This is a genomic window from Candidatus Zymogenus saltonus, from assembly GCA_016929395.1.
GTDB lineage: Bacteria > Desulfobacterota > Zymogenia > Zymogenales > Zymogenaceae > Zymogenus > Zymogenus saltonus.
The window spans coordinates 1-11,976 of record JAFGIX010000006.1; the positions used below are offsets into that span (position 1 = coordinate 1).

Consider the following 11,976-nt stretch of genomic DNA (forward strand, 5'->3'; position numbering starts at 1 on the left):
ATAATTAAAGTTCGGGGATGGCTCTTCTATGATAAAATATCTTCTCTTTAAACGACTAAACTGTAAGGTAAGATCGTAACTTTTTCAGGTAATGAACCACAAGTGCATGGGGGCCACAATAAAAAAAGGGACGGCAAAAATAACGCCAAAGGAGAAGATTTTCCCCTTGATTAAAGAATAGATCGCAAGTGCTATCCAATACAGGGGATAAATCCGCAAAGCTCGATTAAAATAAAATCGAATGATATTGTTATTTTTTTTAAGAGAGTGGTAAATACCGTATCCGCTCATAACAAAAAAGAAGGTGAGCATTCCAAAGCTCCAGCCCTTTACCGTAACGAATTTCCCAATGTAATGAAGAAAGATCACATTGAACAGTGCGATCCCCTTCAGCCAGTTTGTCTTGTCCCTGTCCATTTCTCTCTCCTGTATTTATTTCTTGATCTTTTATAAAATAAGCGTTAATAACAACTTTTCCCCCTGACACTCACCGTCACCCCCCCCTCTCACCCCACCAGGCCGAAGCGTCTCAGTATCTCTTTTGTGTCTTCGTGGAGCTCGTCCAAAACATCGTCGAGCCCGTCGAGCCGATCCACCCAGATCGCCTCCCCCACGTCGCTTGCCGGCCTCAACTTCCCGCCGGTGACGAATCCCCTCTTGACCACATAGACCACGTGGAGGCTAACCCCGTTTTCATCCTCCACTATCCTCTCGGTCACCACCGGCGTCCCGGGGTCTAGCCTTACGTCAAGGCCGGTCTCCTCCTTTACCTCCCGCACGATGCCGGAGTCGATCTCCTCACCCAGCTTCAGCATCCCCCCCGGGAGGATCCACCTCCCCTTCCAGAAGCCGCCCCTCTCCGGTTTGTGCCTGACAAGGAGGAGCCTCCCCCCGTCGTCCCCGACTAGCGCCCCTACGCCGATGTCTATGTAGCCGTTGCCGGATTCATCCGAAGTCATATTTCAGAGTCCCAAAGCCAAAAATAATTACTTTCTACAAAAATAATTAAAAATTTAAATTTTTTACTGGTAAAAATGTTTAACTTTATGTAAAATTTGTCCATAGGCCGCTATTATATATAACATTTGGCCGTTAAATGCGCAAAACAAAAAGTCTGCGCTTTATGAAATAAAAAATAAAGGCGGGGAAGCTCGACAGGGTGCTTCCCTTTTGTAAAATGACCGCTTTTATTTGCCATTATTTGATATCATTGCCATTTTTGCGGTCGCTTTAAGACCGTAGATTTAGATGATCTTTTTTTAAACAAGGAGGAATGTTATGAACCTTTTTCTAAGCGGCGCTCTCAACAAGCTTATCAGTATTTCCCCGGATCCGAGCTACACATATGAGACGAACCAGGCGCTTATCGCGTTGAGGGATCTCAACCACTTCGAGTGGTACCTTGTGCCGTTTCTGGCGTTTGTCGTCTACGTCTATTTTGTGGAGGTAGAGCGGAAGAGATGGGACCTGGTCATGGCCGGCCTTGCTTTCTACGGGCTGGAGTGGTTATTCGAGATATTGGACGCCCTCTTCCTGAAGTTCTTCGGGTATTCCGCCATCTGGACCGCGCCGGCGGACAGCGCCTTAATTTTGACCGTCGGCCTGAACATCGAGATAACCATGATGTTTGCCGTGACGGGATTGATCTTCGCAAAAGTCCTTCCCAAGGACAAGAAGATGAAGATTTTGGGAATACCGAACAGGTGGTTTCTTGCGATGTGCAACGCGATCTTCTGCGTCATCATAGAGATCATCTTGAACCGCTGGAACGCCCTCATCTGGGTCTACAAGTGGTGGAACTGGTATAATCCGATTCTCATAATTATCATCGGCTACTCAATCTACATGTTCTTCGCATTCTGGGTACACGACATGGAGTCGATGAAGAAGAGGGTTGCCGTCGTCTCGACGTTGTGGGGCGTCGTCATAGCCTGCCTGATCGTCTTTATGGGCGTCCTCAAGTGGATTTAGCGTTGTGACCGACCGGATTAAGGGGAGCCGGGCGATTATTTGTCCGCTCCCCTTTTTTATCGAGGGAATCCATCCCCGCACAAAAGACTTCCAACACCAAAATCTTCTGCAGGGATTATTGCCGAAAATCTTTTTAGAGCGGCAGTGATATGTTTCTAATCCCCCTTTTCATCGGCCTTGCTATCGCGACAACACTATACCTCACCATCGGCTGGTGGGGCTTCTGGGTGATCTTCCCCTGGATCGGCGCCTCCATCTCGATCGGGATCTATCTGAGAAAAATCCTGCCGAAAAACCGGAAAAAACTGGGGCGGAGGATAAGCATACTGCTGATAATGCCGGTGCTGCTGATATTCGTCCCCGTGGCCAACAACGAGAATTTCCAGCTCGAAGGAGTGATGCTAATGGTTTTCGTCGGCTTTTTCTCCAAGGGCTTTATCCACTACGCCATTGCCAAGCTCTTCGGCCCGCTTGTATGGGGGAGGGGCTTCTGCGGCTGGGCGTGCTGGACGGCCGCCGTCCTGGAGTGGCTCCCGATAAAGAGGGAGGGCGTCATCGACGAGAGGTTAAAAAAATTACGATACCTGACGCTTTCTATCTCGATACTACTCCCCCTTCTCCTCGTCTTCCTCCTGAACTACGACGTACGAGGTGACTACATCAACAGGGCCGAGCTTGGCTGGATGATTGTTGGAAACCTCGTCTACTACGGACTGGCGATACCGATGGCCTTTATCTTCAAGGACAAGAGGGCGTTCTGCAAGATAACGTGCCCGGTCTCCTTGATAATGAAGGTCCCTGCCAGATTCTCGCTAATAAAGATAAAGCCCACCGGAAACGAGTGTGTGATGTGCGGCGCATGCAGCAGGGCCTGTCCGATGGATATAGACGTGATGTCGTACATAAGCGCGGGGAAAAGCGTATCGAGCACGGAATGCATCCTGTGCGGAGAATGCGCCCTCAGCTGTCCCAACGGCGCGATAGGCTGAAGAAATTTTTTTCGTTGGTTTTGAAATCGACGACAAGGCCCCTTTCGATTATTGCAGGGCCGAGTCAAGGGGAAAAGGGATTCGTAGCAAATAGAAAACGGGGCGGGCAGCCTGAAGGATTTATAATGAATCTACGAGGATGGGCGAGCGTCCTCCGGTAGCTAGTATATCTAAGAACCATCCCCCCGACAAGAAACCCGATGACCTTTTAGAGACTTTGGAATCAGGCTTAATCTACAATCAACGGGGGATCGCCGTCTCAATCGGATTTGTCCTCAATGGCGATTACGGTGTCGCCCGCCCCCAGGAAGAAGAGGCTCTCCATCCCCGGAACTCCCCCGGAAACGCCGGAGTTTATCCCCATGAACGGGATCTTCTCCACGATTTTCCCGCTTTTCAAGTTCATCTTGATGAAGAAGCCCTCCTTGTTTCCTCCTGCGGTTCCCGCCGTAACGTACATGAAATCCCCGGCGGTCGCAAAGGAGTAGAGCCTGCTGGAATATGTAAAGGACTCCATGTTCCAGAGCACTTCCCCCCTCCGATAGTGGTATGAGGTTATCGAGTACCCGGCCGGCATCTTGCGTCTTCGGGAAAAGTAGTTCTGCGCAATAATAATACCCTCCCCTGCCTGCAAAACGTCCCCGACCACCTCCGTGTATTTTATGGCGGGCCTGATACGATCGGAGCTGTTCCAGAGGAACTTATTGTCCGTGTGATCGACCGCCCTTACCCCCTCCCGGTATCTATCGTCTATCATACACCTTTCGATCCTCACCCTGTTTTTGAAGATGTAAACCACCTTTCTGACGAGGGGGGCCGTGTCGCCCTTGACCAACGATCTCTTCTCGGGATCGAAGACAATACGATGTCTTCTCCCGAAAAGGTCTTTGAGAAGTATATATATAAGGCCGTCGCGATAGAGGAAGTTCTTCACCCCCTCTTTTTTCGGCAATACAGCCCGCATCGTCCGACTTACCAAGGGCTCCCTGAAGTAGTAAAAGCCGTGTTTCAGATCAAGGGACCAGATATGGTAATCCGAGACGGCGAAAACCCTGTCCCTCGAGAGGGCCGGCGCACAGGAGATGCGATCCCCCGATGATATTTTGAACCTCCAAATCTCTTTCATTGTTAAATGCCTCAAGGCCATTTTAAGCCTCCCTCGGCCCCATGTCAATACAGTTTTATCTGCAATCCTTACTTGAAAAAATAGATTCCATAATATATAATCTATATATGGAAAATAGAAATATGGCTGATTACGAAAGAAGAAGTCCGGAGAAGTTCGTGGAGATATATTTTTCATACAACGACTGCGAGACGGACTTGATAGGCTGCCTCCTTAAACAGGAGGGGATACCCTACATCCTGAGGGATCAGAGGATAAGCCCCTATCCGATGACGATAAACTGCTTCGGCGAGCGCCGCTTCGCGGTCCCGGAATCGGAAGTTGGGAGGGCAAGGGACCTCATCCATGACGCCATCGCCGCAGGGGCGATCATAGGAGACGGCAAGTTCAAGGAGATCAAAAAGAAGAGAGGTTAGTGAATTGAAGTTCGCCGCTGACGCCCCCCTGGGCAAGCTCTCCAAGTGGCTCAGGATCATGGGGTACGACTGCGCCTATCCCGCCGTACTTGAAGACCAGGATCCCGACGACGATAGGATATTCCTGACCCGCACCACGGGAGTCAAGGGGAAGGGGGTTCTCTTTATCGGATGCAATTACATAGAAGATCAGATAGATACCTTAAATACTCTCCTTCCTATAAAAGACAACATTAAGCCGTTTACCCGCTGCACCCTCTGCAACACGCCCCTTAAGACGATAGAAAAGGAGAGCGTTTTTACGGATGTCCCGGATTATATATATGTGACACACGATGACTTCCAAATCTGCCCGAGCTGTAAAAGGGTCTACTGGCGGGGAACCCATCGAGAGAGGATGGAGGGGATAATCGAGGCGCTCTTCGTGAGAAAACCGAATCCCAAAAGCTAAATAAACTATTTATCCCTTTAACTGAAAAAGTATTTGTGGTATAATTTATAAAACAAGTTGTACATATCAACATCGCATTTCGATTCAACACGGATTTAACGTCCTTATTTTTCAAAAAAAAGGAGGCTGTAGATGGCGGAAACAACGGACAAGGATCTCTGGGATGAGATAAAAAAGGGCGCCGCGGAAGGCTTCGAGGTTCTTAAGGAGGAAATGGGAAAGCTCACTAAGGAGCTCGAGAGGCATGGGAAAATAGTAAAGAAGAAGATGGACCTCTCCTCGATCCAGAGGAAGGTGCACCAGAGCTTTACGCAGCTCGGCGGCAGGGCCTACGAGCTGATCGAAGACGGCAAGGAAAGCACCATACTAACTGATGCGGAGTTCACCGATATAGTGGCCAGAATAAAACAGTATAAAAAGGATGTGGAATCGATAGAGGCCGAGATAGAAACCATAAAGAAATCGGGCGAGAAAACAAAATAGCAACTATCCAAAAACCGCCTTCAGAGATTTGATTGACCCATTGACCTATTGACCCATTGACCCATTGACCGATTAACCGATCAATATTCGCTCGATATTGGAGACGCGGCCACGCCTAAATCTATGGATGAATTATTAATGTAAGCCTGTACCCCTCCCCCATTTATATACAGATGTTGTATTCCACTATCATCCCCTCCAAGGCGATCAGGCGCGAGGCCGGTCGAAACATCGATTGGACGATCTCCCCCTGGGGGAAACAGGCGCGAGGCCGGCCGAAACATCAATTGGACGATCTTCCCTTCCAGAGGAAGGGTCAAAAAAAGGTTCCAAAGTATCAATTGGACAGTCATCTCCATCAGGTCTTTAAACCCAAAGCGGACATAACGGCGATACTGCGGTATCGTAATCTTAGCCCTTCCCTCCAATTCCCCACACCCTGTCTCCATAGGGAGCTCTATCTTCAGCCTCAGCCCTTGTTCTCATTTTACGCAGGCTCCCGCCATAAACGTCAAACCGACGACCTGTTCGACAGCCGAATCAAAATGGAGAATAATCAGTCTTTCTAAGCTTTACCCCCAACCGGCAAACTATCGTTTAAACAGCATGGGCAACAATTTGCCGGGACGTATATCACTTCGGCCCTTCAGGATTGACGGTCTCTAAACTGTTTTTTCCTTTTTCAAAACGGGAGATCTTTCCGAGCTTGTTGAAAAGGCTTGAGGCCAAAAGCCACAGGATCGTAATGCTGCCGATCCACAGAACCGGGATCAGCGGTATGTTGTAGCGGGGGATATTGTGTGTGAAAAGGACGTGCATGATAAACAGATAATTTGCCAGGAAGAAAAAGGCAAGATATTCCCAGTTTCCCTTTACTATTGAATAAACGGTCAAGCTGAAAAAGCCGCCGAATAAAACAAGGCTGATGAGGGGCGACAGGTTATTGCCGTACAATCCAGGGTAGGCCTCCATCTCGACGAAGATCCCCTTCCACGCGATTGGAATACAGGTCAGCAGGTGACGAATGGGATGGGTCACAAGCTGCTTAACGGCCATGGAGGTCAAGACGGAATCGGCCTTCGCGGAATCATTGTACTTCTCTATCAGCTCCCTCCTGAGCGCCCTTGCCCTGTTGCGGTAGCCGTCCGGATTGCTCCTGTACAGACGAGAGATCTCCTCGTCATTGAAGTACCTGTCTTTCAATTTTTGTGCGAACACGGTGGGCGTCCAGAGAAGGAAGTGGGCGAGATACTCCTTGCTGTTCATCATGGAATAATTCGCCCTTACCATAAGAACACTCCCTCCTCGCTCCGCAATAAAGGCCCTGTTAAAGTGAGAGTAGTTTCTCAACATCCACGGCGAGACAACGGCAAAATATGAAACCAGAAAAATGACAAGAAAAACGCCGCCCTTTTTAAGAGGAACCTTTTTCTTATATAGATAAAGAATCATAAATCCGAGCAGGAGCGGCCATGCGAGCTGAAACGTCGCCTTCGTCAAGGTCAGCATCCCGAAGAGTATTCCAGAAAGCAGGTAATATCTTTTACGTTCGTCCCTCACCGACAACATCAGGGCGATGGATGCCGCAAGGATGAGGAGTGCGGTAAGGTTTTCCGTCAGGAAGTGACGGATATTCAACAGAAGGGCTGGACTGAATCCGACCCCGAAGAGGACCGCGATCGACAGGAGCCTGCTTTTCGTGAAACGGAGGACGACACACATCGAAATCAGCGCCGCAAAAAGCAGTATAAGCATCTCCATATAGCTGGGGGACTTTGACGGAACCTGAAAACTGACATCTTCCGAGACGAAATTTCCCTGCGGGAGATTTCGCAGAGATGGGCTGAGCAACATCGCCAGGGCGAGAACGGCCGGGTAGCCCGGTTCCCGATACGAGGTCGGTGTGATATTTTCAAGCCCCGAAGTACCTACCGAAGCCATGGAGAGCGTTCCATGCCTCCCAAGATTAAAAGCCATCAGGCCTATACCGGCGGCATCCGCCTTTAAAACTATCGGGGGCTCGGGAATCATCCTGTAGGAATAGATGACAAAAACAATGACAAAAAAAAGTATAAAGAGGCAAAAAATCGTATTCACGATTTTTCTTTTATAATTTATCAACAAATTCCACTTAGCCATCGCTCAATTCCATAAGCTGTTTTGAGATGATCTTACTGGCTTAAAGGCCTGACTTCGCCCGCCGTTTGCGGGAAAATATCCCTACCCCAGCCTCTTGACCACATCCTCCCTCGATACAATACCCAGAACCTCCATATCGCTGTCCACCACGGGAAAGCTCCTTAACTTTGTTTCGACCATCAGCTCCAGGACTCTGGTAAGGGGGGTCTCGGGAGAAACGGTAAGGGGCGTTTCGTTCATAACGGTCTCAACGGCGTCGTCCAAAAGGGCGTCGTAGTTGGGTATCATTGACTTAGGGGTGATTATAAAATGCTTTATAAAATCGAGCTTCGTTACAATCCCTACCAGCTTTCCCTCCTCGATCACCGGCAAAGAGTTATAGTCGTGTCTCTCAAAGAGCGACTTTACCTCCCTCAATCCCGTGTTCGGCTCAATAGAGACCACGTCTTTTGTCATTGCGTCTTTGACGTAGAGCAAAATGAAATTCTTCATGTAAATCCCTCCAATGGATCCGTATCTTGAATAACAAGTCTGGCACAGATTAAGGTATCTCAATTGAGATGAAAAATCAACTCCAAAGATGGCCTTAAGTTGACAAAAACCTCAATATATGATAAACAAGAAACATTCAGCTTATTTTAATAGGAGTATTGATATGCCGATAATCGACGCTATAGATCTCTACCAAGATGCGAAGGAAAAAGGGTATGCGGTGGGAGCCTTCGACACAAACGTCGGAAATCCCGACTTCATCATGTCGATAATAGACGCTGCAGAGGAGCTCGACCGCCCCGTCATAATCCAGGGAGGGGCAAAACCGCTGTCAGAGCTCTACGACATCAGGGCCTTTGGGCGGGCCATAGTCTCCTTAGCCCAGGACAGGGACGCCCGGGTCGTCCTGCATCTTAATCAAGTTACCGATCTCGATCAGATTAGGGCTGCGCTGGACTGCGGCTTTAACTCCGTAATGATAAGTACGGGTAAAATGTCCTTGAAAGAAAACATAGAATTTACAAAAAAAGCGGTCGAGATCGCGGAGGTCTATAACGCCGCAGTCGAGGGGAAACTTGGGAAGCTCGGGGGGCGGGAGGACGTGGAAGAGACTCCCCAATCGAGGACCGACCCAAAAGAGGCCGCGCAATTCATAAAGGAGACCGGAATAGACGTCTTTGCCCCCTCCATCGGCACCGTCTACGGTCTGCACGAAGAAAAGCCCAAGCTGGATTTGGACCTCCTCTCGAAGCTTCAGGCCGACCTCGATATAGGGATGGTCATTCACGGCGCCTCCGGCCTGACGGTGAGGAATTACAGGGACCTTATAGAGAGGGGCGCCGTCAAGATAAACGTATCGACCGCCATGAGAACGGCTTACTTGAAAAACATCAAGAACGCCCTCAAAAAGGCCCCGGAGAGCACCCTCCCCTACGAGATCACGGCCATGGCGAGGAACGAGATAAAAAAGATCGTGATGGAGCTTATGCGCGTATTTGCGGGGCAGTGGGAATGACTGTGTAAAGGGCGCGGCACACTCGCGGCCCAATTATAACAATTCTTTCTAAAAAGGCGAATTTAACATGGGAGGGGTAAGCAGTAATATGTAATGTGGGGAATAAGGTGATGCGGGATCGGCTCCTTCTTACGAGCGAATTTGCGGGCAATTATAAAAATTCACAAACAGTTTACACGAGACAAGGATACCTGGTTTAACTCCTAAAAGTGCATGACTAAAATCGCCGCGGCAATCGGGATTAATAAACCAGCTGTAAAAAATGTACGGCACAATCTAAGCGAGCGAGGATGCCTAAAAAAGCGGGGGCGCGTCTTCTAAAGAGGGAACGATCCCGTTTTTTATTGATCGCCCTCGCCCTCTCCGCCCGGCGGCCTGACCGGTGGAGTTTGAAGCCTCATTTTATTCTCCCGGCTCATCGCGGGTACCCGGCTTTTAATCCATATAGTCCCGCCTTTTTGCTTTCCACCTTTTTTTATATAGCAATTTCAAACACTGCCGTCCCGCGCGGCCTTCGGCCACCCTGTCAGATCTTTTAAATGAGACCGACCTATCGACTCCGCGCGAATCTCCATGGGAAAAGGAGCGCAACTTTTTTCTTGACAACTTCTCCCGGTTTATATATAAAGATAGTTAGCTGCGCCTAATATTGTTATTTGTATCGAATATATAAAATCGAAGGGGGCACGAAGTGGGCCGAAAGAAAGATACGGTATCGTCGAAAACAATATTGATGTTCAACATCTTTATTGCCCTCATTCAGAAGAAGATATTAAGAGAGCGCTACGGGAAAGAGAAGACGGACGCATGGCTTAAGAGGTCCCGGGGGATTTTTAAATCGCTCTACCGAAAGATGCCGGACATCGGCGGCGGGGAGAATATGCTCTACAAGAACCTCGCGATGTCTACCTTCCTGATGCCGATGGCCGTCGTCATGAAACAGGAGGGTCTTCCGACGAGGGAGATAGGCGAGCATATCTTCAACGTCGCGGAGAGATCCAACGAGCTCTTCCTTCCGCTGATGAAGGCGCTCTCCTATGCCGATAAAAGCCAGGTCAAGAAGATGAGGCTGGCGGCCGAGAGGTCACTCAAGCGGGAATATCCCGCCGACTGGGTCTTCGAGTTCGTCGAGGGGGGAGAAAAATATCTCTATGGCTACGATATAAAGGAGTGTGCTATCCACAAGTTCTGGCGCGACCAGGGGCTCGAAGAGCTGGCCCCCTATTTATGTCTCACCGACTGGGCGAAGTGGAAGGCCATGGGGGTAAGCGTGGAGAGGACACAGACGGTCGCCAATGGCGGCGACCTCTGCGACTTCAGGTATTGTAAGGAGAAAAAGGAGTGCCCCTCCGGCTGGCCGCCGGAGTCGAACGTCGAGTGGACGGGGAAGTTCGAGCGGGGGAGATAGAGACAATTAATTGATTTTTCTATCTTGCCAAATCATTAGTTGTACAATAGGAGGATATTAAGATGGCCGACAAAGAAATTGATCCCCTGAAGGATTATAAGGGCTTCTTTGAAGAATTTCAAAATGAAAATCCGAGAGGGGCGGTAATTCTCGCCGGTGCTTTTTTTGACGCCCAATTAAGGGAGTTACTATCAAAGTTCTTTATTGACGAAAAAAAAGAAGTTGATGAGCTCCTTGGTTCCGAAGAAAAGTCGGATCGGCCCCTCTCTTCGTTTGGTTCCAGAATAAGGGCGGCATACTGCCTAGGATTGATAAGTCGAATGGAGTACGATGACTTAAAGATGATTCAAAAGATCAGGAATAAGTTTGCTCACAAAATGCATGGCTACAGCTTTAACGATCCAAAGATAGTTAGTTGGTGTCAAGAGTTGAAATTGGCAAGGATGATAGGTAATATAGATAATTCTACCTATAAACTTCCAACCTCGCACGAAAATTTGTTTGTAATAAGCGTAACTATGCTTGCTATGTGGCTTGCTATGAAAACTTTACGTGTAGAAAAGGAACGGAGATCAGTACCACCAGACACTAAAATAGGTCGTTTGTTAAGGGAAGAAGAGGAACAAAAAACATAATTTTAAGCTATAAAAGAATAATGCATTTCTAATTTGAAATTTAAGAACCTTCTGTTCAGGTTTGTCGGCCAACTGCCCCCTAACAATTACCAGAGGCCGAGCGGCGAACCCGCCCGAGGGCCTCAAGGGGCATTGTCAACCAATTCTCACCCGAGCACAAATAAACGCCCGCTCTTATTATTGCAGACATGGCGGCTGCAAAAAGAGCGGGCTTATAGCATCTTCGACCCCGGGAAAGCGTAAAGAAGAAAGAAGAAAATCCCCCATCCACCTAATGAGTCCCCTGCCCTCCTTTAAGACGCTATACCGCCTTTAAGCACATCAAAGATTAGAAACGACCAAGCCTAAGAAACAGGACTACTCCGACGGCTCGTTGACGGTGACGGTAAAGAGCTTCCTCGACGCGTTTCCGTCCACGTCCTCGATGTATATCTCCGTCCTGTGTTTTCCCGCGGGGAACTCCGCCTCGGGAACGTCCAGCTTCGTCCCCTTGACGTAGCTCTGAACCCTCGACGTGATGTTTATCGTCACGACCTTGAGATAGTTCACCTTGAGGCTCTTCATGTTTACTTCGGCGCCGCCCGACTTCTTAACAATCTCTACGTAGAGCCTGAAGGGGCCGTTCAGAACCGAGCCGTTTTCGGGGCTGTTGATTCTTATTGTGGGGCCGTTGTCGATCTCCTCCACGACCGCCCGGGTGACGCTCATTCTCGCCTCTTCCGGGGTCACAAGCATCACCACATCCCCTCCGGTCACAGCGGTGGGAGCGATCAGAAAGATAATCAGAATAAAAAAGATCGGTGACCTTGAAATCAGGGTTTTTACATTCATCTTTTTATCCCCCCATAATT

At 48.9% G+C, this 11,976-nt stretch carries 14 protein-coding genes; 8 read left to right on the forward strand and 6 right to left on the reverse strand.

Going from position 1 to position 11,976, the window contains the following annotated elements:
- Window positions 1–84: 84 nt before the first annotated feature.
- Both JW984_01100 and JW984_01105 read right to left on the reverse strand, forming a co-directional pair.
- The gene (locus JW984_01100) at window positions 85–417 is read right to left on the reverse strand and encodes an acyltransferase family protein (protein MBN1571770.1); all 333 of its coding nucleotides are present in this window, start codon (window positions 415–417) and stop codon (window positions 85–87) included.
- An 89-nt stretch (window positions 418–506) separates the two neighbouring features.
- Window positions 507–959, reverse strand: coding sequence for an NUDIX hydrolase (locus tag JW984_01105; GenBank protein ID MBN1571771.1), 453 nt, complete (start codon window positions 957–959; stop codon window positions 507–509).
- 319 nt (window positions 960–1,278) lie between these two features.
- On the opposite strand from JW984_01105, the gene JW984_01110 reads away from it, so the two are divergent.
- Together JW984_01110 and JW984_01115 are read left to right on the forward strand one after the other, a co-directional pair.
- Window positions 1,279–1,971: a hypothetical protein gene (locus JW984_01110; protein ID MBN1571772.1), complete on the forward strand. Its 693-nt coding sequence runs from the start codon at window positions 1,279–1,281 to the stop codon at window positions 1,969–1,971.
- A gap of 149 nt (window positions 1,972–2,120) precedes the next feature.
- Entirely contained in the window at window positions 2,121–2,960 is an 840-nt protein-coding gene (locus JW984_01115) for a 4Fe-4S binding protein (protein MBN1571773.1), read from the forward strand.
- Between the two features lie 259 nt (window positions 2,961–3,219).
- Here the strand turns inward: JW984_01115 and JW984_01120 are convergent, their stop codons facing one another.
- A complete protein-coding gene (locus tag JW984_01120) occupies window positions 3,220–4,086 on the reverse strand; it encodes a hypothetical protein (protein ID MBN1571774.1) in 867 nt (288 codons plus the stop codon).
- A gap of 122 nt (window positions 4,087–4,208) precedes the next feature.
- On the opposite strand from JW984_01120, the gene JW984_01125 reads away from it, so the two are divergent.
- The 3 genes from JW984_01125 (at window position 4,209) to JW984_01135 (ending at window position 5,436) form a co-directional block, all read left to right on the forward strand.
- Complete coding sequence (locus JW984_01125) at window positions 4,209–4,502, forward strand: hypothetical protein (protein ID MBN1571775.1); 294 nt, start codon at window positions 4,209–4,211, stop codon at window positions 4,500–4,502.
- Between the two features lie 4 nt (window positions 4,503–4,506).
- A complete protein-coding gene (locus JW984_01130; GenBank protein MBN1571776.1) occupies window positions 4,507–4,953 on the forward strand; it encodes a Mut7-C RNAse domain-containing protein in 447 nt (148 codons plus the stop codon).
- A gap of 132 nt (window positions 4,954–5,085) precedes the next feature.
- On the forward strand, window positions 5,086–5,436 hold the full coding sequence (locus JW984_01135; GenBank protein MBN1571777.1) for a hypothetical protein: 351 nt from the start codon (window positions 5,086–5,088) through the stop codon (window positions 5,434–5,436).
- A gap of 633 nt (window positions 5,437–6,069) precedes the next feature.
- Here JW984_01135 and JW984_01140 read toward each other — a convergent pair.
- Together JW984_01140 and JW984_01145 are read right to left on the reverse strand one after the other, a co-directional pair.
- Entirely contained in the window at window positions 6,070–7,533 is a 1,464-nt protein-coding gene (locus JW984_01140; protein MBN1571778.1) for a hypothetical protein, read from the reverse strand.
- A 123-nt stretch (window positions 7,534–7,656) separates the two neighbouring features.
- On the reverse strand, window positions 7,657–8,067 hold the full coding sequence (locus JW984_01145) for a CBS domain-containing protein (GenBank protein ID MBN1571779.1): 411 nt from the start codon (window positions 8,065–8,067) through the stop codon (window positions 7,657–7,659).
- Window positions 8,068–8,230: 163 nt separating this feature from the next.
- Here JW984_01145 and JW984_01150 point away from each other — a divergent pair, with 163 nt between their 5' ends.
- From JW984_01150 to JW984_01160, 3 genes are all read left to right on the forward strand, one after another.
- Entirely contained in the window at window positions 8,231–9,082 is an 852-nt protein-coding gene (locus JW984_01150; GenBank protein ID MBN1571780.1) for a class II fructose-bisphosphate aldolase, read from the forward strand.
- A 691-nt stretch (window positions 9,083–9,773) separates the two neighbouring features.
- Window positions 9,774–10,490 carry an L-2-amino-thiazoline-4-carboxylic acid hydrolase gene (locus JW984_01155; protein MBN1571781.1) on the forward strand — a complete coding sequence of 239 codons (717 nt, stop codon included), beginning with the start codon at window positions 9,774–9,776 and terminating at the stop codon, window positions 10,488–10,490.
- 62 nt (window positions 10,491–10,552) lie between these two features.
- Window positions 10,553–11,125 (forward strand): hypothetical protein, encoded by a 573-nt coding sequence (locus tag JW984_01160; protein MBN1571782.1) that lies wholly within the window; start codon window positions 10,553–10,555, stop codon window positions 11,123–11,125.
- Window positions 11,126–11,482: 357 nt separating this feature from the next.
- On the opposite strand, the gene JW984_01165 is transcribed toward JW984_01160, so the two are convergent.
- Entirely contained in the window at window positions 11,483–11,956 is a 474-nt protein-coding gene (locus JW984_01165) for a hypothetical protein (GenBank protein ID MBN1571783.1), read from the reverse strand.
- Between the last annotated feature and the right edge of the window lie 20 nt (window positions 11,957–11,976).